General features: G+C 38.6%; 21 protein-coding genes and 1 tRNA gene. 13 read left to right on the top strand and 9 right to left on the bottom strand.

What is annotated here, in order from left to right:
* Positions 1 to 62 precede the first annotated feature (62 nt).
* From FJR11_RS21705 to FJR11_RS21720, 4 genes are all read left to right on the top strand, one after another.
* Positions 63 to 1,520, top strand: a complete 1,458-nt coding sequence (locus FJR11_RS21705; protein WP_168507510.1) for a YdiU family protein — start codon at positions 63 to 65, stop codon at positions 1,518 to 1,520.
* Positions 1,521 to 1,835: 315 nt separating this feature from the next.
* Positions 1,836 to 2,237, top strand: a complete 402-nt coding sequence (locus FJR11_RS21710; protein ID WP_174763166.1) for an STAS/SEC14 domain-containing protein — start codon at positions 1,836 to 1,838, stop codon at positions 2,235 to 2,237.
* Positions 2,230 to 2,586 (top strand): HNH endonuclease, encoded by a 357-nt coding sequence (locus FJR11_RS21715; RefSeq protein ID WP_254444819.1) that lies wholly within the window; start codon positions 2,230 to 2,232, stop codon positions 2,584 to 2,586. Before FJR11_RS21710 ends, FJR11_RS21715 begins: the two co-directional genes overlap by 8 nt.
* A gap of 173 nt (positions 2,587 to 2,759) precedes the next feature.
* On the top strand, positions 2,760 to 3,227 hold the full coding sequence (locus tag FJR11_RS21720) for a hypothetical protein (protein WP_028082743.1): 468 nt from the start codon (positions 2,760 to 2,762) through the stop codon (positions 3,225 to 3,227).
* A gap of 16 nt (positions 3,228 to 3,243) precedes the next feature.
* On the opposite strand, the gene nagZ is transcribed toward FJR11_RS21720, so the two are convergent.
* Positions 3,244 to 4,329, bottom strand: a complete 1,086-nt coding sequence (gene nagZ, locus FJR11_RS21725) for a beta-N-acetylhexosaminidase (RefSeq protein WP_168507512.1) — start codon at positions 4,327 to 4,329, stop codon at positions 3,244 to 3,246.
* A gap of 162 nt (positions 4,330 to 4,491) precedes the next feature.
* Positions 4,492 to 5,721: a septal ring lytic transglycosylase RlpA family protein gene (locus FJR11_RS23435; protein WP_217358259.1), complete on the bottom strand. Its 1,230-nt coding sequence runs from the start codon at positions 5,719 to 5,721 to the stop codon at positions 4,492 to 4,494.
* 575 nt (positions 5,722 to 6,296) lie between these two features.
* On the opposite strand from FJR11_RS23435, the gene pds reads away from it, so the two are divergent.
* The 4 genes from pds (at position 6,297) to FJR11_RS21750 (ending at position 8,949) form a co-directional block, all read left to right on the top strand.
* Positions 6,297 to 7,736, top strand: a complete 1,440-nt coding sequence (gene pds, locus FJR11_RS21735; RefSeq protein ID WP_168507514.1) for a 15-cis-phytoene desaturase — start codon at positions 6,297 to 6,299, stop codon at positions 7,734 to 7,736.
* The gene (gene crtB, locus FJR11_RS21740; RefSeq protein WP_168507516.1) at positions 7,720 to 8,652 is read left to right on the top strand and encodes a 15-cis-phytoene synthase CrtB; all 933 of its coding nucleotides are present in this window, start codon (positions 7,720 to 7,722) and stop codon (positions 8,650 to 8,652) included. Before pds ends, crtB begins: the two co-directional genes overlap by 17 nt.
* Positions 8,598 to 8,843, top strand: coding sequence for a hypothetical protein (locus FJR11_RS21745; RefSeq protein ID WP_174763167.1), 246 nt, complete (start codon positions 8,598 to 8,600; stop codon positions 8,841 to 8,843). The genes crtB and FJR11_RS21745 overlap by 55 nt, the downstream gene beginning before the upstream one ends.
* 18 nt (positions 8,844 to 8,861) lie before the next feature.
* Positions 8,862 to 8,949: transfer RNA gene (locus tag FJR11_RS21750), tRNA-Ser, on the top strand.
* A gap of 184 nt (positions 8,950 to 9,133) precedes the next feature.
* Here FJR11_RS21750 and FJR11_RS21755 read toward each other — a convergent pair.
* The 4 genes from FJR11_RS21755 to FJR11_RS21770 all read right to left on the bottom strand — a co-directional run bounded on the left by FJR11_RS21755 (position 9,134) and on the right by FJR11_RS21770 (position 12,261).
* Complete coding sequence (locus FJR11_RS21755) at positions 9,134 to 10,102, bottom strand: hypothetical protein (RefSeq protein ID WP_168507518.1); 969 nt, start codon at positions 10,100 to 10,102, stop codon at positions 9,134 to 9,136.
* Positions 10,103 to 10,112: 10 nt separating this feature from the next.
* Positions 10,113 to 10,358: a hypothetical protein gene (locus FJR11_RS21760; protein ID WP_168507520.1), complete on the bottom strand. Its 246-nt coding sequence runs from the start codon at positions 10,356 to 10,358 to the stop codon at positions 10,113 to 10,115.
* 388 nt (positions 10,359 to 10,746) lie between these two features.
* A complete protein-coding gene (locus FJR11_RS21765; protein WP_168507522.1) occupies positions 10,747 to 11,214 on the bottom strand; it encodes an Hsp20/alpha crystallin family protein in 468 nt (155 codons plus the stop codon).
* 288 nt (positions 11,215 to 11,502) lie between these two features.
* A complete protein-coding gene (locus FJR11_RS21770) occupies positions 11,503 to 12,261 on the bottom strand; it encodes a thioesterase II family protein (protein ID WP_168507524.1) in 759 nt (252 codons plus the stop codon).
* A gap of 298 nt (positions 12,262 to 12,559) precedes the next feature.
* Here FJR11_RS21770 and FJR11_RS21775 point away from each other — a divergent pair, with 298 nt between their 5' ends.
* Positions 12,560 to 13,993, top strand: a complete 1,434-nt coding sequence (locus tag FJR11_RS21775) for a carotenoid oxygenase family protein (RefSeq protein WP_168507526.1) — start codon at positions 12,560 to 12,562, stop codon at positions 13,991 to 13,993.
* 97 nt (positions 13,994 to 14,090) lie between these two features.
* Positions 14,091 to 15,200, top strand: coding sequence for a non-hydrolyzing UDP-N-acetylglucosamine 2-epimerase (gene wecB / locus FJR11_RS21780; RefSeq protein ID WP_168507528.1), 1,110 nt, complete (start codon positions 14,091 to 14,093; stop codon positions 15,198 to 15,200).
* A 40-nt stretch (positions 15,201 to 15,240) separates the two neighbouring features.
* On the opposite strand, the gene FJR11_RS21785 is transcribed toward wecB, so the two are convergent.
* Complete coding sequence (locus FJR11_RS21785; RefSeq protein WP_168507530.1) at positions 15,241 to 15,846, bottom strand: peptidoglycan-binding protein; 606 nt, start codon at positions 15,844 to 15,846, stop codon at positions 15,241 to 15,243.
* A 168-nt stretch (positions 15,847 to 16,014) separates the two neighbouring features.
* Entirely contained in the window at positions 16,015 to 16,863 is an 849-nt protein-coding gene (locus tag FJR11_RS21790) for a M23 family metallopeptidase (RefSeq protein ID WP_168507532.1), read from the bottom strand.
* Positions 16,864 to 16,923: 60 nt separating this feature from the next.
* Between FJR11_RS21790 and FJR11_RS23670 the strand changes: the two genes are divergently transcribed.
* Together FJR11_RS23670 and trmFO are read left to right on the top strand one after the other, a co-directional pair.
* Positions 16,924 to 17,145: a hypothetical protein gene (locus FJR11_RS23670; RefSeq protein ID WP_254444820.1), complete on the top strand. Its 222-nt coding sequence runs from the start codon at positions 16,924 to 16,926 to the stop codon at positions 17,143 to 17,145.
* Positions 17,146 to 17,162: 17 nt separating this feature from the next.
* Entirely contained in the window at positions 17,163 to 18,485 is a 1,323-nt protein-coding gene (gene trmFO / locus FJR11_RS21800) for an FADH(2)-oxidizing methylenetetrahydrofolate--tRNA-(uracil(54)-C(5))-methyltransferase TrmFO (protein WP_168507534.1), read from the top strand.
* Between the two features lie 19 nt (positions 18,486 to 18,504).
* On the opposite strand, the gene FJR11_RS21805 is transcribed toward trmFO, so the two are convergent.
* Positions 18,505 to 18,798 carry a hypothetical protein gene (locus tag FJR11_RS21805; RefSeq protein ID WP_168507537.1) on the bottom strand — a complete coding sequence of 98 codons (294 nt, stop codon included), beginning with the start codon at positions 18,796 to 18,798 and terminating at the stop codon, positions 18,505 to 18,507.
* 93 nt (positions 18,799 to 18,891) lie between these two features.
* Here FJR11_RS21805 and FJR11_RS21810 point away from each other — a divergent pair, with 93 nt between their 5' ends.
* Positions 18,892 to 19,467: a cold shock and DUF1294 domain-containing protein gene (locus FJR11_RS21810; RefSeq protein WP_168507539.1), complete on the top strand. Its 576-nt coding sequence runs from the start codon at positions 18,892 to 18,894 to the stop codon at positions 19,465 to 19,467.
* Positions 19,468 to 19,604: the final 137 nt, after the last annotated feature.

Here is a 19,604-nt window from a genome sequence, read left to right on the forward strand (position 1 = left end):
ATTAGCAAGATGGTGAGCTTTTTTGTCTATCATTAAATAAATATCAATTAAGCGTAATTTTTATGACTCTGGATGAAACTCCCAATCATACTCATGCTACTAATCCCTTACTTACCCTCAACTATGAACCAGCTATAGAGTCTCTAGGTAATGATTACTATGATCAAGTTGTCGCAGAAGAATTTCCCCAACATATTTTGCGTTGGCGCAATGATGCACTATTACCACGCTTAGGAGTTGATCCTCAAGTAGTTAAAGACGAAGATTTTATTAACGCTTTTGGTAAATTTGAGGGACGAGAACCCCTGTTAGCCCTACGTTATCACGGTTATCAATTTGGACAATATAACTCCCAATTAGGTGACGGTAGAGGCTTTCTCTATGGACAAGTGCGGGGTATTGATGGGGAATTATACGATTTTGGCACAAAAGGTTCGGGAAGAACCCCCTACTCTCGCGGTGGTGACGGAATGTTAACCCTTAAAGGGGGAGTGCGGGAAGTTCTCGCCGCTGAAGCACTTCATCGTTTAGGTGTTCGCACTTCTCGCTGTTTGAGCATGATTGAAACGGGTTTAGGCTTGTGGCGCGGTGATGAACCTTCTCCAACTCGTTCTTCCGTCATGATTCGCATGAGTAAATCTCATATTCGTTTTGGTACTTTTGAACGATTAAACTATTTTAAACGTCCTGATTTAACGCAAAAACTGTTAGATCATGTCATTGAACAGTATTATCCTCATTTACAGACGGAAAATGATAGATATGCTTTATTTTATGCCGAATTAGTGCAGCGCGTCGCTGAATTAGTGGCTCAATGGATGGCAGCGGGTTTTTGTCATGCAGTTCTGAATACTGATAATATGTCAATTACTGGAGAAAGTTTTGACTATGGACCCTATGCCTTTATTCCTACTTATGATCTCCAGTTTACGGCGGCATATTTTGATCATTATAAACGTTATTGTTATAGTCAACAACCAGGGATTTGCAAGTTGAATTTAGAACTTTTGCAAGAACCCTTAAAGCCGATAATTCATCAAGGTGATTTGGATGTTGCTTTATCTAAGTTTGCTGAATATTATCAAGCTGAATATCGCGCCTTGATGTTGAAAAAATTGGGTTTTGCAGATTTACAATTAGAGGAAGCTAATGAATTTTTGCGGTTAACTATTACCTTTTTACATGATAGTCAAGTTGGTTATCATCAATTCTTTGCTGATATAGCTGCTACCTTTTCTAGTAAATGGCGAGATGATCCAGCTTTAGTAATGGATGGTTCAGAAATTATTCCAGCTTTAGGGAAATCAGCAACTTTCGATAATTGGTGTTTCCTCTATCATCAAATCCTCAATCATTTTGATCTTGATCAAATGGATAAAATCGCTAAAACTCTCACTGAATCTAATCCCAAAACAGCGTTATTAAGACCTGTAATTGAATCTGTTTGGGAATCAATATCTGAAAATGATAATTGGCAACCTTTTTATGATTTAGTAGAAATACTAAAAACAGGAAAATAATTTCCATATTCAGGGATGTATTTAGATTCTGAATTTCTGCAAGGATACTACTCAAGAATAGGGAGTCAGAATCGGAAAAAACCAGGTTGAAAATTAAGAAAGCAATGGTAAGCGGTTCAGCTATCAGTAGTCAGTCAAGAACAGGAAGTGTTTATTTTCTTTAATTTACACTCAGATAATTAGTTTTAATTCCCTGTATTTCAGCCTTGAAAGCTGATAGCTGACGGCTTATATTATAATTACTGAAGGTACAATCTCTCAAATTCTCAAGAGAAAACTGATAATATCAATATATTAGTTGGTGAGATAAAAATTATGTCAACAATGAAAGTTGAAGTACAATTTTCTTCAGAAGATTTACTTAAAGCTGTTGGACAATTAAGCCAATCAGATTTAAGGAAGTTTATTTCTCAAGCTATTGCGATACAAGCACAACGGACAACTTCCAGTTTGATGCAACGGGAGTCAGAATTATTATTAAAAATTAATCAAGGTATACCGTTAGATATTCAGCAATATTACCACGATTTAATAGCTAAAAGAGATGCAGAAATTCTCACAAATGATGAATATAGAGAATTATTAGGATTAACTGAACAGATTGAAAAACAGCAAGTACAACAGATTGAATATTTAGCGGAGTTAGCAAGTTTAAAAGGAATTGCTTTGAATACATTGATGGAAAATTTGGGTATTCAGACGCAAAGTTATGTCTGAAAAAAGAGTAACAGCGCAACAGAAGAAAGCTGTTTTTGAACGCGCAAACGGATGTTGTGAATATTGTCGAAGTCAAGCGCGTTTTGCTATGCAACCTTTTTCAATTGAACATATTATTCCTAGAAGCCAAGGTGGAAATACAAGTTTGGATAATTTGGCTTTGTCTTGTCAGGGTTGCAATAATCATAAGTATAACAAAACTGAAGGAATTGATCTGATCAGTGGTAATGTTGTCTCTATTTACCATCCACGTCAACAGCAATGGAATAAACATTTTGCTTGGAATGATGATTTTACTATAGTTATAGGCTTGACTCCTACAGGACGTGCTACGGTGGAAACACTATAATTAAACCGCGAGGGTGTAGTTAATTTGCGTCGTGTGTTGTATGCAATAGGTGAACATCCTCCGGCTGAAGTGAAATAATTTGCTCAAGTCAATGAATTGGAACTCCCAATTTATACGGTTTTGAGTGTAAAATAAATTTTGTTACATACAAGATAGTAATCAACTTGATATATATGAAGACTCGGTTTTTGCCTTTTCTTGCTGCTATTAGTATTTTTACAGGAAATAACTCTGCTTATGCAGAATATATAGGTGCATCAAATATAGCCGAGATGACAGATAGAGTCTATTACATAACAGTACAAGGTAAAAACTCAGAATTAGCAGCAAATAAAGGTGGGATATTAACATGGACAGACGTAGCTTTTGCTACTGGAATATCTGCTGTTAGTTTTAAATGTGCTGAAAAAAATTTACCGTCTGACACTTCTTTTTATATATTATATGTAATAGGTAAACGTGATGGATGGTGGCAAGTTAATTGTGGTTATAGCTATAAGATATCAAGTGAATTTGGAAAAGATTATGATGCTGTACTAATGTTACTTAATCAAGAAGGACGTAAAGAGTTTTTACATCCTTTATTAATTACTACTAAACAGCAATCTCAGAAGTTTCAACAAATCAGAAAAAAATTATAGACAAAAGAAATTCCCCTCACCAACAACAACTAATAGCCAATTCCGCATTCTTCACTAACGTCTCCTTATCAAGACTCGAAACCGGATATTGAGGAGTTACCCGCAATAATCTTTCCACCCTCTCCCGCGCAGCTTCTACAACTGCTATATCTAAACTACCATTATTCAAACTAGCAGAAAAATCTTCAGCTATTTTATATGTCCGTTCTAAAGAAGAAGAATTGATATTGCGAGAAACTATAAATAAATCACAACCAGCATAAAAAGCCCGTGCAACCGTTCCTGATTGCATAAACATTTCCGAGACAGCCTTCATATCTAAATCATCAGAAACTATCACACCTTCAAAACCTAAATCTTTCCGCAAAATATCATTTAAAATGATTTTAGATAAAGTTGCCGGCACTTCTGGATCAATTTGTGGAAACAAAATATGCGCCGTCATAATTAACGGAATTTTGTCCTGAATCAAAGTTTGAAAAGGAATCAATTCCCGGTTTCGCAAATCTGCTAAACTTAAATTTAATATTGGTAATTCCAAATGGGAATCTGTGCTAGTATCTCCATGACCAGGAAAGTGTTTAGCAGAACCTAAAATGCCCTCTTCCCGCAATCCTCGGTAATATTCCCGCACACCTTCACTAGCGGTTTCCGGGGTAATTCCAAACGCACGGGGGCCAATAATCGGGTTTTGAGGATTTGAGAAAATATCCGCAACCGGGGCCCAGGAAAGATTAATTCCCAGAGATTTTAATTCTAAAGCTGTGGCTTTTGCGACTTCATAAGCATGAGACTGCAATAAATAAGCATGAGGAAAACGGGTAATTGGTAAAGGAGTCCGCACAACTCGCCCACCTTCATGATCTAAAGTAGTAAATATGCGATCGCGTTCAGAATATTGACGAACTTCGTCAACGAGGTTTTTAAACTGTTCTAACCAAACTGGGTATGGTACACCATCGAGGAAGTTTTTCGCAAAAAAGATGACACCAATGGGTTTTAACTCATTTAACGCCCGTTTATCATCATCATTTAAACTTGTGCCAGAAATACCCAAAATAAGATGATTACCAAAGCTTTGTGATGATGGAGATATTGACATATATAGAGAGAGATAACGATCCTAAATAAAATGTATATTGCTAATAAACGGCATACGCCAACGAGTAACGTACCATATGCCGTAGGCATAAATCTCTTTTTTCTCTTCCTCTGCGCCCTCTGCGCCTCTGCGGTTCGTTAAAGAATTTATCCTTCCAGCTTACTAAAAATTAGAAACCAATAACTCACCTTTACTATGAGCCATGTCTTCAGTTTTTGGTTGAGATGGTTTCAAAGTCATTTGTGGGGCATTTTGTTGTAAAATGACAGCCTGATAAGTTACGAGTCCAGTATGTTCACTACCCAGACAACGAGCCGCTGTTCGAGATAAATCCAGGCTTCTTGGTGAAATATAGGGACCACGATCATTAACCCTCACAATCACGGATTTTTTGTTTTCTAAATTTGTAACTTTTAGGAAAGTATTAAAAGGTAAAGAACGATGGGCAACTGTCAGATCATCTTGATCATACCTCTCACCGTTTGCTGTTAAGCGACCATGAAAATAGCCACCATACCAAGAAGCTATACCAGTAAGTTTTCTCTTTGAGGACTGTAATCCATACATTTCCATTTGTCCTTGTACCAATGTAAGCGGTTTAGCGTGGAGGGCTATTCGTAAATTATTAGTCCATTCCATTGCTAAGATATCACCGCTGCGACTAAGTTCATTGGAGAGTTTTTTGTCAATTGCAAATATTAACTGATTACCTATCATCAGGGAAGGAATGCCATCAACTAAACCTGGTTTTAGTTCTGTAGGCTGTACAGCTTGTGATTTAACTAATTGTTGCAAGCGTTTTTGCAAAGCATTAGCTGTAATTTGATCAGGTACTCTGGCAAAAAAGCTGTTATTAACCCATACTTCATAATTGTATGAATTACGCTTGACAATCAATACTGGTGAGTAATCATAACTCCCATTTGGCTCAACTGGATTGTTGATGACATTAAAGAAACCTTGCAGCGATCGCACAACGGTAGGAGGTGACAAATCTAGCTTAGGAACACTAACTTGAGTAAATGTCATCTGTCGAAAGTTAGTAACATTTTGCAAGTGAGGTTGTGCAGGTATATTTTCTGGCACAGATGCACAAAATTGTGTTTCTTTAGCCTCCAATGTTGTCGAAGGTGGAGGAGTAGAAGTATTTTGATTTGATGCTAATCCCCTATTTATCACCTCAGATTTGAAGGAATTTATTGACAGTAAGGTTTTTTGCCAATCACTTTTGTATTGTTTGGCAATGCTCAAAAATAGGTTTTGAGACTTGGCTAAACTGGCTGTAAATTCTGTTGGAGATCCGTTGGCTATTACACCCATTGGTAAATTCGCCGTCAACACCAAAGTCCCACCCGTAAAGGATGTCACCCATAGCATGACTGTTGATATCATAGTTTAATTATTCTCCGGGTAGATGCACAATGCCTAGGGAAATAATTCCTAGGTTGAATAAAAAAGAGTTTTATCGAAAGACGCACAAATTTTTTTTGAATTACATGATCTCTATGAGATTTCAGATTTAATTATGATTAAACTATCTGGGATCATCATATACCTTAATGGGTATTTAAATAAATAAAAGTTTTAAATCTAGTTTTCAGGTATCACTAATATTTCGATTATTTTTGCTTATCAATGCCAATTTTTTTTGCTATTTACTTTACTTAAATACATATCTTGTCTACGTATTAATACTTGGGCAAAAAGCCAGTTTTTGTATTTATGACAAGCAATTACCAGAAAAGATACACGGATTTATGTTGAGTCATAAACTACACTAAATATTTTTCCACGGCAAAAAATTTGTGTTAATCACAGCATCAGGATTAGCGTAAATTACATAGTCAGGGGGAGATATTCGGAATTTTTTGGGAAGCAATCAGACTTGAAGTGCCAAATGTAAAGGATTGCAACGTATAATGAGAACGACAAAACAGTTAAGAAATATTGAAGAATAGTAGGTTTAAATGCGCGTAGCGATCGCGGGAGCGGGTCTAGCAGGACTTTCCTGTGCAAAATATCTCACCGACTTAGGTCACACACCCATTGTCTTGGAACGCCGAGACGTAGTGGGTGGGAAAGTGGCTGCATGGAAAGATGCTGATGGTGACTGGTACGAAACAGGACTGCACATTTTTTTTGGGGCCTATCCCAATATGTTGCAGTTATTCAAAGAATTGGACATTGAAGATCGGTTGCAGTGGAAAGAACACACAATGATCTTCAATCAGCCCGAATCCCCAGGGACTTACAGCCGCTTTGATTTTCCAGATTTGCCAGCGCCTATCAATGGGATGGTGGCCATTCTGAGAAACAACGATATGTTGACCTGGCCGGAGAAAATCAGTTTTGGGATTGGCTTAATACCTGCCATTCTCCAAGGGCAAAAGTACGTCGAAGAAATGGACAAATATTCTTTCCGGGAGTGGTTGCAAAAACAAAACGTTCCTCCCAGAGTAGAAAAAGAAGTATTCATTGCTATGTCCAAAGCCTTGAACTTCATTGACCCCGATGAAATTTCTGCCACCGTCCTCTTAACGGCGTTGAATCGCTTTCTCCAAGAGAAAAACGGCTCAAAAATGGCCTTCCTTGACGGTTCACCCACAGAAAGATTGTGTCAGCCCATTATTGACCACATCACTGAACGGGGTGGAGAAGTCCGTCTGAATGCGCCCTTGAAAGAGATTTTACTCAATGAGGATGGAACTGTAAAAGGATTCCTCTTGCGCGGCTTAAATGGGGCAGAAGATGAAATATTTACAGCGGATACCTATGTATCTGCCTTACCCGTTGACCCTTTAAAGCCAATTTTGCCCAGTTCTTGGAAAGCAATGGAATTTTTCCAAAAATTGGACGGTTTAGAAGGCGTGCCGGTGATTAATGTCCATATCTGGTTCGACCGTAAATTAACAGATATTGATCATCTGTTATTTTCGCGTTCTCCACTCCTGAGCGTTTATGCTGATATGAGTAATACTTGCCGTGAATACGCTAATCCTGATCGTTCCATGCTGGAATTAGTTCTAGCACCAGCGAAAGATTGGATATCTAAATCCGATGAGGATATTGTTGCTGCAACTATTACTGAGTTAGAAAAACTCTTTCCCCAAGACTTTGGGGGGGATAATCCGACCAAAATGCTGAAATATCATGTGGTGAAAACACCGCGTTCAGTTTACAAAGCTACCCCAGGTCGTCAACAGTACCGTCCTTCACAGCAAACCCCCATTTCTAATTTCTATCTGACTGGGGATTACACCATGCAACGCTATCTAGCCAGCATGGAAGGGGCTGTACTTTCTGGTAAACTAACAGCGCAGGCGATATTTCAAGCGCTGACGGTAGCAAATTCCTCTAACCTGCAAACGCCAACACGACCGCCCGCCACGAATGCTGCAACTGCCTGATTCTCCCCCGCGCATGAAAACGCTGGTCTCTATAGATGAGTCATATAACCTTTGTCGAGAACTCACCGCTAAGTACGCTAAAACTTTTTATTTAGGTACAATGTTGATGAGTCCGGCCAAGCGTCAATCTGTTTGGGCAATTTATGCCTGGTGTCGCCGTACAGATGAATTAGTGGATGGTCCTGCATCTGCTATCACCACGCCAGAAACCCTAGAACTATGGGAAAAGCAACTGGAATCTATTTTTGCGGGATGCCCATTGGATAATTATGATGTAGCGTTAGCAGATACCCTTCAACGCTTTCCGTTAGACATTCAACCCTTTCGGGATATGATTGCCGGTCAGCGTATGGATTTGTATCGCAGTCGCTATGAAACCTTTGAGGATTTATACCTCTACTGCTACCGAGTAGCGGGAACTGTGGGTTTGATGTCAACAACGATTATGGGCATAGATAATAACATCTATACAGCCCCTTGGCATCAAAGCCAACAACCTTATCTTCCTATAGAAGAAGCGATCGCTTTGGGAATTGCCAACCAACTAACCAATATTCTCCGCGATGTTGGTGAAGATGCCCGTCGAGGCAGAATCTATATTCCCCTGGAAGATTTGGCCAAATTTAATTACACCGAGGAAGAATGTATTCAAGGCGTAGTGGATGACCGCTGGCGTTCACTTATGCGGTTTCAAATTGATCGCGCCCGTGAATTCTATATTCAAGCAGATAAAGGTATTAGTTACCTGGCTGCTGATGCTCGGTGGCCTGTTTGTTCTGCATCCATGCTCTATGAGCAGATTTTAGAGATGATTGAGCGCAATGATTATGATGTGTTCAGTCAGCGAGCTTATGTTCCCCAATGGAAAAAGTTACGCACCTTGCCAGCAGCTTGGATGCGATCGCAAGTGTTATAGCTTGGTCAATGGTCAATGGTCAATGGTCATTGGTCATTGGTCATTGGTCATTGGTCATTGGTCATTGGTCATTGGTTATTGGTTATTGGTTATTGGTTATTGGTTATTGGTCATTGGTTATTGGTTATTGGTTATTGGTCATTGAATTTATTCAAAAAATAATGATTGACAAGCTCAATAACTTCTGCTAACATTGATTTTCATGACCTGGAGAGGTGGCTGAGTGGTCGAAAGCGGCAGATTGCTAATCTGTTAAGGGATTATATCCCTTCGGGGGTTCGAATCCCCCCCTCTCCATTTAAAAAAACAAGATACCGGATTTCTTAAAGAAGTCCGGATTTGCTTATGTATTTTTTCAATTGAGCTAAATAGCATAAATTATAAGAGCATCCGGTAAGCGTAAAACTCAGCGGCTTTAGCCCTGAGAGTGTCAACTAATTTTTAGAGGTGCGTTACCAGTTGTTAACGCACCCTTTTTGTGTCATTTTTGGGCAATCATATTCATATCCCAAGTATACAAACCGATTTGGTGAGGAACTCTGACAAATCGGCCTGTACGATGACCCCTAGATAGTTCATTGAGAACCTTATTTTTGACCTCTCTGACTTCCTCTGCATCCAGATGTCCATAAATACCATTGACGATCTCATTCACATTGAAAATTCGTCCCGCATTTTGTTCTAGAAACAAGGTTAGAGCATCAATTAAAAATTGACCATCAAATTGTGCCAACATTGGTACTACTTTCACCTGGGGTCTGACGAAATGCTTGTTGGTTTTGGGGGATTTAATCCCCTTAGATATTCCTTTGCCTGGAATGGGACCTAATGAATTTAAATCTAGGGTATAACAACCAGGTTCATTAGGAATCGCTGACCAATAACCACTTTCTCTCCCTTGAGTCAAAGATGATTGGACTCTACCTTTAACGACTTTAAAGATAGTAGACTCTAAATCACCATAGAGCGATCGCACAATAAAATCTATATGACAGACAGTTCCCACATATTCTCGCAATAGCTTTTTGAGTGCTTCCATACGAGTCATATTGTCATAGTGGGAAAGCATGGGAACGTCTTCCCCTTTGCTGACATAGTGACGACGCTGAAAGGGAAAATTGTCCGCGTCTTTAACTTCAGAAAGGGAATGATCTATTTTTAAAGAGTCTGATTTAGGAATTTCTGATTCCAGAGAATCCAAATATTCCCCATGAGGACTGTGATTAGGAGATAGCAACAACAGTGAATCTTCTTCCGCTGCCTCAACTTGTTCGTTGTCATCAGTATAGGACCAAGTAGACAACAAAGATTCTACATTATCTAATTGCGATCGCGCTTCTATGAATAGACGTTGGTATTTTTGTGCGAGACTCCCATAGTAATCTCGTAATTCCAACAATGGCGTAATAAATACATCCGGTGGTGCTTGTAATTGTCCTGGAGAATTCATAAAAATTCACTCAACCTAAATCTATATTGCTGGTATAAGTCATTGCTCTAGGTTTACTTGGTGTAGATACCTGGAGTGATTTTTTAGGAGGTTGGGGAGGACGACAACTTTCGCAATATAAAGGACGCGTTCCGAAAGTTTCCCGCTTTGTCGCCTGATTACATTCTTTACAAACAAAGTTGAAAACTCGCGTGTGAATCTGTCTTTTGTGCGCTCGGACAGTATATTCTCTAACATCAATTACTTTGGTTGCCATAATTAGTAATTACCAATCGAGATCCTCTTTATATAGCTATTCAAGCAAATGAAACTGTATCAGTGTGTGTTTTTATAGAAGTTTCCCAAAAATAAGAAAATCCTATGCAAGCAAGGGGTACAAACTCCTATTTTTGATATATTAACAGTGACTGAGATATATTTGCTCATCCCTTACATAAAAGTATGAAAAGGAATATATGATAATTTTGTTGCCATTGTAACTAATAAACATAACAGTGCTTTTTAGCATCTATCTTAAGAATTAATTATATGGGAATAGTTAATAAGTAATTAATTATGATAGCCCTCTACTTCTAATAAAAAAATGAAGGATGAAATGATTTTGCAACCTTTCACCCTTCTTCCTTTAGCCTACTAGCAGACAACTAACCAAGACGAACCTTCACAGCTTTGTGTTTTTCGGATTCAGCTTTAGGAATAGTCAGACGGAGAATTCCATCCTTATATTCAGCCCCTACCTTCTCATTGTCCACAACAGCGGGCAAGGCAATTACTCGTTGGAACTTGCCATAACGGAATTCTGAGCGAGTTGTACCGCCTTCTTCCGTTGTACTTTCCGATTTCCGTTCACCGCTGATAGAAACCGACTCAGGAGTGACCTCAACATTAAGATCCTTCGCGTCCAAACCTGGTATTTCTATTTTCAAATTCAAATTACCATCAGTTTCTGAAATCTCAGCCGGAGGAATGAAAGTTAATCCTACCCCTTCACCGCCATCGGGTGGTAATAATTGCTCAAACAAACGATCCATTTGTTGCCGGATAATACTCATTTCAGGGAATGGTTCCCAACGTTCTATTTCCCGCAACGGGTTCCAACGTACAAGTGTCATAACTTCCCCCTCAAAAATTCACTAATTAGACTTTTTGATTTGGTAAGACTGAATCTTAAGCTTCTGACTTGGTAAACAATAATACTACTGGTAAAGCTTCTAACTTTTAACTTCTTGAAGCTTAATCTTTAGCTTCCCAATTACATAGTAACACTAGAAAATCAATTAATTACAGTTCGGTTTTGTAGATATGATCGTCGTAATAACCGTACTATTTGGCGAATCAATCAAATTTATCTTCTCGAAGATAAATCAGGAGATTGTGACTATTTTTTAGACAAAAATATCTTAGATATGCGACTGTAAAGATTGAATCATAGTATTAATTAAAATGCTTTTAGATGTATTGATAAAAAAGTGATCACCATCTATCATTTGTAATGAAAAAGGGGCAATAGTTTGTTCTTGCCATGCAGAAATAGCAGTATAACTAACTGCTGGGTCTTGTAAACCACCAAAAGCACTAATAGGACAATTTAGAGGTGATTGAGGACTATAAGCATAAGATTCTAAAACTGTAAAATCAGCGCGGATAATCGGCAAAAAAATCTGCATCAATTCGGCATTTTCTAGCACAGCTTTGGGAGTGCCATTAAACTGAGATATTGCCGCCAAAAAATCCCGATCTGGTAATTGAGAAATCGGCGGTTTTTCAGAAAGTAATTGTGGAGCGTGACGAGCAGCAACAAAAAGATGTAAAGGGTAAAAATTATATTCAGAACGCAGTAGCCGAATTAGCTCAAAACTAATTAATGCACCCATACTATAACCAAAAAAAGCATAAGGTTTATCTAGATAGGGGATGATATTAGTGGCTATTGCTCGGACTAAAGGTTGAATTTCTGTATATGGAGGTGATTTAATTTGTCTGCCTCTACCGGGAATTTCTATAGGACATAATTCGATAGTTGTGGGTAAATCATCAGCCCATGTCCGAAAAACCGCAGCATTACCCCCACTGTACGGAAAGCAAAATAGGCGTAATTTGGCTTGGGGGTTGGGTTTAGGGCAAGTTACCCAAGAAGTGAAGGTAGTATTATTTGCCATTTTTGATCTTTTTCTTCTGGACTCGTATACTGCAAACGGTTCATAGTTTAACTAAATATAGAACCCCTCTGGTAAACCTCTCCCCGCACCCCTCCCCTACAAGGGAGGGAAAAGGAGCAGCTTTTATGATTGGAGAGGCTTTGAACTTGTTCTTGGTATTATAAAAAAGTCCAGATTTTAGCCGTTTTGAGTATAACAAGAATAATAGCTAAAATATCCAGATCCCTAACTTTTCAAATATCAACTATGATTTCTATAGAATTACTCTATTATATAGAAATCAAATGAGAAATTATATATGCAAATAATTGATAAAAAGTCAACTAAAAAAGCATGGGTTCGGGCAATATCTCAACCTGCAACGGAATTTTCTGCCACTCAATTACCGATTCTCGCAGGTAAAATCCCTGATGGTTTGCGGGGTACACTGTACCGGAATGGACCAGCAAGACTAGAACGGAATGGTGTTGGGGTGGGACATTGGTTTGATGGAGATGGGGCAATTCTGGCTGTTAATTTTACCAATGAAGAAGCAGTTGGGGTTTATCGTTATGTGCAAACCACTGGTTATCAAGAAGAAACTGCTGCGGGTAAATTGCTTTATGGTAATTATGGCATGACTGCACCAGGAATTATCTGGAATCAATGGATAAAACCCGTGAAAAATGCGGCTAATACTTCCGTTTTGGCATTACCTGATAAACTTTTGGCATTGTGGGAAGGTGGTAAACCTTATGCTTTAGATTTGCAAACTTTAGAAACCTGTGGTGAAGATGATTTAGGCAGTTTAACTAAGGAATTAAGTTATTCTGCCCATTATAAGCAGGACAAAAATACAGGGGAGATTTTTAATTTTGGTGTAACTCCTGGATTAAATGCCACACTTAATATTTATAAAAGTGACTTGACTGGTAAAATTATCCAAACAGCAATACATCAATTAGAAGGAGTCCCACTAATACATGATTTTGTGTTAGCAGGACAGTATCTTGTCTTCTTTATTTCCCCAGTCCGGTTAAATCTTTGGCCTGTTTTGGTAGGGATAAAGAGTTATAGTGATTCCCTAGAATGGCATCCTGAATTGGGAACTAAAATTATAGTGCTAGATAGAGAAAGTTTATCTTTAGTTAGTCGGGGAGAAACTGAATCTTGGTTTCAGTGGCATTTTGCTAATGGTTATGTAGATGCTAGTGGTGCGGTAATTGTGGATATTGCCCGTTATGAGGATTTTCAAACTAATGAATATCTTCGAGAAGTAGTTACCGGGGAAATTCAGACAAATTCCCAGGGGACATTTTCACAAGTGCAATTGAATCCTCAAACTGGAAAGGTAATTAAAATTGAACAACTTTCAAATCAACATTGTGAATTTCCTAGTGTTCCTCCCCAAAATGTAGGTCAATTTTCTCGCTATACTTATATGTCAGGATTTCAACCAGGAACAGATGCTAGTAAGGAACTTTTAAATAGTATTGCTCGTTTTGATCACAAAACTGGAACTTTAACCCAAGCAAAAATAGGAGAAAATCGCTATCCTTCCGAACCTATTTATGTGCAGAATCCGCACAACTCTGAAGAAGGTTGGGTGTTAACTGTGGTTTATGATGGTCATACTCATAGTAGTGAAGTTTGGGTATTTGCGAGCGACAGATTAAATGCAGAACCTGTTTGTAAACTGGGATTACCCAGCGTCATCCCCCACAGTTTCCACGGTACATGGAAACCTGCTTAAACAATCCCATAATTAACGTAGGGGTGGGGTTTCCCCACCCTTTACCTTTAATGTTTTGGGAAGTGCAAATTAAAAGTAAATTGTAATTATTTGACTAATGACTAATAAACACCGCATTGGCATCATTTTAGGAACTCGTCCCGAAGCGATTAAATTAGCGCCAGTAATTCAAGTTTTTCAAAGTTCTCCAGATTTTGAATTGCAGGTAATTTTGACGGGACAACATCGAGAAATGGTTGAACAAGTTATGAAATTGTTCAAACTCAAAGCTGATTGGAATTTAGAGATTATGCAGCGTCAACAATCTCTTAATGATATTACCTGTCGAAGTTTACAAGGTTTAGAAGCATTATTTCAAACACAAAAGTTAGATTTTGTGATTGTTCAGGGTGATACAACAACAGCCTTTGCGGCAACTTTAGCAGCTTTTTATCAAAAAATCCCCGTCGGTCATGTAGAAGCGGGTTTAAGGACAGATGATTTATTTAATCCTTTTCCCGAAGAAGCTAATAGAAGATTAATTTCCCAACTTACACAATTACATTTTGCTCCGACTACTTTAGCGGTGGAAAATTTACAACATTCCGGGGTATTAGGAGAAATTCACCTCACAGGTAATACCGTAATTGATGCGTTATTAAATGTGGCGGCACAAAAACCAGTTTGTGATATACCGGGTTTAGATTGGCAAAAATATAGGACAATATTAGCAACAGTTCATAGACGGGAAAATTGGGGAGAACCGCTGCAAGATATTGCTGAAAGTTTTTTACAAATTTTAGAGCAATTTCCTGATACAGCCTTATTGCTGCCATTACACAAAAATCCCACAGTTAGAGAACCATTACAAGAGTTGTTAGGAAAACATCCCCGAATTTTCTTAACAGAACCCTTAGACTATGCGGAATTAGTAGGAGCTATTGAGCGATCGCATTTAATCTTAACTGATTCCGGTGGCCTACAAGAAGAAGCCCCCAGCCTTGGTAAACCAGTCTTAGTTCTCAGAGACACCACCGAAAGACCAGAAGCCGTTACCGCTGGGACAGCCAAACTCGTAGGAACACAAACCGCAAACATTGTCACAGCCGCCAGTGAACTACTCAGCAACCCATCTGCTTACACCAAAATGGCCACCGCCATTAATCCCTTTGGCGATGGCCATGCAGCAGAACGCATCCTGCAAATTGTTAAAAATTACTTAGGGTGATTGGTAATTAAGAAAAATTATTTGTCACCTATCACCTAGCCTAAATACCTAAAGCTCTCCGAGTTTGAGGGCCAACAGTACCATCTACACGCAGTCCGTTACGTCTTTGGAAGTAACGAACTGCATTAATGGTTCTTGAACCGTAAACGCCATCAACTCTAATCCCTAAAGCCCTTTGGATTTCTCTAACTCGTTCGCCTCTTGAGCCATATCCTGCCGTTACTCTACCACCAACACCATATCCAGAGTTATATCTGCGGTGAGAACGGCCAGGAGTGTTACCAATCCATCTTTCAGCAGCATAGTATCCTCGGTAACGTCCCGAAGAAATTCTCGCAAATCCATTTCTGACTCTACCAGTTTCACCAATGTATGAACCATTGCGGACACAAGCTACAGATGAATTTGCTGTGCTAGGGCCTGTGCGAAGATAAAGACAATTACCATTTGTTCTGACATATTCTGCGGAAGCAAACTGCATTTGAGTAACTGTAGCTAGTAATATAGTCACACCAGCTAAGGTTAACCATGCAGACGATTTAAAAATTTTCCGCCAATTAAATGACGATTTGGGAAGATTTAATGCAAAATTTTCATTTGTTTTTTCATCTTCTATATACATATAGGAATAAGCCAAATATTCCATAATCACCTGCTCCTTTATCTAAACTTTTGCGATACTTTTGTCTAGTTTTAATCTTTATTGATTTTATACTTCTTTACCACAATACGTTGGCTTCTATATTCCGCCATTTGAACTGTCACATCAGGTATTTGTAATGAAATCATCAATTACATAGGGTGGTTAGTAGTTTTAGTTTCCCAAACCATGGGAAGTGAGAAAACTATCAGCACGAATTGGACTACCATTGCGCCAAATTTCTATTTTTTCGGGGCTAATTAAGTAGGAAAAACTGCCGTTATCTGCCTTATATCTGTTTTTGTTGACTTTCCATGCTGGAATTTTCAAAACTTGACTGGGTTCTTGTTTTAATTTTCCGATATAAAATAATTGGCTATTTTCCTCGCAAACTTTTATACTGACTGTTGCTGTCTCCCCTGTCAGAACTGTAGTCCCACTACATTCAGTATTATTACTCACAGGTAAAGCTGGCTGTGGTTTTGGGGGAATCGGTTGATTTACTGGAATTTTCGCAATGGTGGCGGACGGCAATAAACTGAGAGGATTACTAGCTAAACGACCATCTGCGTAAAATTCAAAATGCAAATGAGGGGCGGTGCTATTGCCTGTTGAACCCATTTCCCCAATAATTTGACCTTGTTTAACCTGTTGCCCTTTCCTGACCAGTAGACGGCTATGATGTCCGTAAACCGTTACACTGCCATTAAGATGTTTAATTTCGATAAAATTGCCTAACCCCCAATTATCCCAACCGGCTTTTACCACTGTCCCCGCAGCAACAGCTAAAATCGGAGTCCCTTTTGCACCAGCAATATCAATTCCCTCATGTTGATATTTACGGAAACCTTGAGACAGAATCCCTTGGGTTGGCCAAATCAAGCTATTAGTAGGTGAGGGTGTGGAGTTAATCAGAGAAACTGTCTGCGTCAAAGCTGGGGAAACTGTATTTAACGCCAAAAAGCAGGAGATCAAAGCCATTAACGCATAATTACAAAAGCGGTAGATATTAACTTTTTTCATCAGTTTCTAGCCTAATAATTGCTATAGCAGTGAAAAGGAAGTCAAAGCGGACTGCTGTAAATGGAGAAATGCTATAGTTATTTGCTATTTCAGTCTCAAATGTGTCACATCAGGACAATTTGCTGGTTAAATTTACAACTCGTGCAAACTGACGGTACAAGAGTGGAAAGTATAACTGCTATCGGTCGCGCTACAATAACTAGGCTACGCATGAATAACCCAGTGATTATATTTGCTCGTAAACGGTGGGTAATAAGTGGTTGGCATCCTCTTAATGATTGATAGTATAAAAAACAGCTATGACACAAGAACCGATACAAGTAATTGGCGGTGGACTCGCAGGAACAGAAGCAGCATGGCAAATAGCCCAAGCCGGCGTGCCTGTAATTCTCCACGAGATGCGCCCTAAACGCTTCAGCCCTGCCCATCATACGGAAAATTTGGCAGAATTGGTCTGTAGTAACTCTTTCGGGGCTATGGCGAGCGATCGCGCTGCTGGTCTATTACACGAAGAATTACGCCAACTCGGTTCTATTGTCATCTCCAAAGCAGATGAACACGCAGTCCCCGCTGGTGGGGCTTTAGCGGTAGATAGAGGACAATTTGGGGAAGATTTAACCCAAACCTTAGCAAATCATCCTTTAATTGATTTCCGTCGGGGGGAAGTTACAGCCATTCCTGAAGGTATCGTTGTTTTAGCTTCTGGACCATTAACCAGTCCCGACTTAGCCGCAGATTTACAGCGGTTTACGGGAATGGAATATCTCAACTTTTTTGATGCTGCAAGTCCAATTATTGTGGGAGATTCTATTAATAAAGATATTGCTTTTATGGCTTCCCGTTATGACAAAGGTGAAGCAGCTTATCTTAATTGTCCGATGAATAAAGAGCAGTATTTACAATTTCGAGAAGCACTTTGTCAAGCAGAACAAACAGAATTAAAAGACTTTGAAAAAGAAACAGCGAAATTTTTTGAAGCTTGTTTACCAATTGAAGAAATGGCACGCAGAGGGGAAGATACCATGCGTTATGGACCCCTCAAACCAGTGGGTCTATCTGATCCTCGTAATGGAGAACGTAACTATGCGGTAATTCAATTGCGACAAGAAGATAAAGCCGGTCAACTTTGGAATATGGTCGGATTTCAAACTAATTTACGCTGGGGTGAACAAAAACGAGTATTTCAAATGATACCTGGTTTAGAAAAAGCCGAATTTGTCAGATTAGGAGTCATGCACCGCAATACTTTTTTAAATGCACCCCAATTAATGTCTGCAAGTTTGCAATTTAAAGAACGTCCAACTTTACTAGCTGCGGGACAATTAATAGGAACAGAAGGTTATACTGCTGCATCTGCGGGAGGTTGGTTAGCGGGAACAAATGCAGCTAGATTAGCTTTAGGAAAAGAACCCCTAATTTTACCTATTACAACCATGATGGGGGCATTATTTGAGTTTATCAGATCCGCCGCACCAAAACATTTTCAACCAATGGCTCCTAACTTTGGCATCGTTCCCGATTTGGGAGTAAAAATCAAGAGTAAACCCGAAAAATATGGACGTTATCGAGATCGCTCTTTAGCAGATTTAGCAACTTGGAAAATGGAAAATTTAGCCGTTTAATTTCATAGGAGGAAGTGTTTTAATCTTTCTCCTTCAACATCACTAAACCATGAATACCTACTGCTGTAATCACACCTCCCAGCAACCCCCAGGTAGCATCTGCGAAAACATTAATTCGATGGGCTAAAGCTCGATGATATGCAAATTGTAAAGTTCTTTCATTAGGCTTTTCCTCTTTTACCAATTTTTCTAAATAATTTTCAGCTTTTATTAGTGCATCATAATCAGTGGCAAAATAATAAAGGGATATCAATACTACCAAGAAACCAGGGATGGCTAAAGTAAGTAGTAAAATTGCTGGTCTTCTTTTCATAAGAATATTTAATATTACTGTTTGATTATACACAAAAATAATGTATAATTTGAACAAACTATCATTAAATCAAATAACCCCAAAAATTTGTAAATGCACAAAGGAAAATTAACGATCTGGAAAGATGATCGCGGATTTGGATTTATTCAATTAGATGATACAGAAAAGAAAGTTTTCTTGCATATTTCCAGTTTGAGAAACAAGCGCAAACGTCCTCAAGAAGGGGATATTATTAAATACCAACTAATAACTGATAAAAAAGGCAAACTGACTGCTACCAACGCATCCATAGAGGAAAAAATTTCAGCGTGGATATTTGTTTTACTAATTCTATCAATATTACCTATTTGGGGAACAGTCAAGCTGTCAATGATTTATAGAAATCCTTTACCGATAGCTATTTATCCAATTACAGGATTAATTACTTATTGGTTTTATGCACATGACAAAAAACAAGCAACTGATGGAAATTGGCGTACTCCTGAACAAACTTTACATTTCTGGGAGTTAATCGGTGGATGGATTGGTGGTTTTATTGCTCAGAATACACTTCACCATAAAAGTAAAAAGTCTTCATATCAATCAGTTTATTGGATTATTGTAGCTATTCATTTGGCTGGTTGGATGTATTGGTTATTTTTACAGCCATACAATTTGAAACTGAAATGAGTGTAAGTATTGTTTATCCGTAAAACTTGTTAATTTACTAAATCTGTATCACTTAACTTTCTTTTTTGGCAAATTCAAGGTTAGAATAACAAAATTAAATTATGGTTGAAGCTACAAAAATTGTTAAAACAACTAAC

Origin of the sequence: Anabaena sp. UHCC 0187, assembly GCF_009712035.1 — a bacterium.
GTDB lineage: Bacteria > Cyanobacteriota > Cyanobacteriia > Cyanobacteriales > Nostocaceae > Dolichospermum.

Bases quoted from the DNA above. Each gene is read 5' to 3' on its own strand.
- pds (WP_168507514.1), top strand. From the start codon at position 6,297: ATGCGCGTAGCGATCGCGGGAGCGGGTCTAGCAGGACTTTCCTGTGCA.
- FJR11_RS23435 (WP_217358259.1), bottom strand. From the start codon at position 5,721: ATGATATCAACAGTCATGCTATGGGTGACATCCTTTACGGGTGGGACT.
- FJR11_RS21775 (WP_168507526.1), top strand. From the start codon at position 12,560: ATGCAAATAATTGATAAAAAGTCAACTAAAAAAGCATGGGTTCGGGCA.
- crtB (WP_168507516.1), top strand. From the start codon at position 7,720: ATGCTGCAACTGCCTGATTCTCCCCCGCGCATGAAAACGCTGGTCTCT.
- FJR11_RS21790 (WP_168507532.1), bottom strand. From the start codon at position 16,863: ATGAAAAAAGTTAATATCTACCGCTTTTGTAATTATGCGTTAATGGCT.
- FJR11_RS21715 (WP_254444819.1), top strand. From the start codon at position 2,230: ATGTCTGAAAAAAGAGTAACAGCGCAACAGAAGAAAGCTGTTTTTGAA.
- FJR11_RS21770 (WP_168507524.1), bottom strand. From the start codon at position 12,261: ATGGCAAATAATACTACCTTCACTTCTTGGGTAACTTGCCCTAAACCC.
- FJR11_RS21745 (WP_174763167.1), top strand. From the start codon at position 8,598: ATGGAAAAAGTTACGCACCTTGCCAGCAGCTTGGATGCGATCGCAAGT.
- FJR11_RS21810 (WP_168507539.1), top strand. From the start codon at position 18,892: ATGCACAAAGGAAAATTAACGATCTGGAAAGATGATCGCGGATTTGGA.
- FJR11_RS21785 (WP_168507530.1), bottom strand. From the start codon at position 15,846: ATGGAATATTTGGCTTATTCCTATATGTATATAGAAGATGAAAAAACA.
- FJR11_RS21705 (WP_168507510.1), top strand. From the start codon at position 63: ATGACTCTGGATGAAACTCCCAATCATACTCATGCTACTAATCCCTTA.
- FJR11_RS21760 (WP_168507520.1), bottom strand. From the start codon at position 10,358: ATGGCAACCAAAGTAATTGATGTTAGAGAATATACTGTCCGAGCGCAC.
- FJR11_RS21805 (WP_168507537.1), bottom strand. From the start codon at position 18,798: ATGAAAAGAAGACCAGCAATTTTACTACTTACTTTAGCCATCCCTGGT.
- FJR11_RS23670 (WP_254444820.1), top strand. From the start codon at position 16,924: ATGGAGAAATGCTATAGTTATTTGCTATTTCAGTCTCAAATGTGTCAC.
- trmFO (WP_168507534.1), top strand. From the start codon at position 17,163: ATGACACAAGAACCGATACAAGTAATTGGCGGTGGACTCGCAGGAACA.
- FJR11_RS21755 (WP_168507518.1), bottom strand. From the start codon at position 10,102: ATGAATTCTCCAGGACAATTACAAGCACCACCGGATGTATTTATTACG.
- nagZ (WP_168507512.1), bottom strand. From the start codon at position 4,329: ATGTCAATATCTCCATCATCACAAAGCTTTGGTAATCATCTTATTTTG.
- FJR11_RS21765 (WP_168507522.1), bottom strand. From the start codon at position 11,214: ATGACACTTGTACGTTGGAACCCGTTGCGGGAAATAGAACGTTGGGAA.
- FJR11_RS21720 (WP_028082743.1), top strand. From the start codon at position 2,760: ATGAAGACTCGGTTTTTGCCTTTTCTTGCTGCTATTAGTATTTTTACA.
- wecB (WP_168507528.1), top strand. From the start codon at position 14,091: ATGACTAATAAACACCGCATTGGCATCATTTTAGGAACTCGTCCCGAA.
- FJR11_RS21710 (WP_174763166.1), top strand. From the start codon at position 1,836: ATGTCAACAATGAAAGTTGAAGTACAATTTTCTTCAGAAGATTTACTT.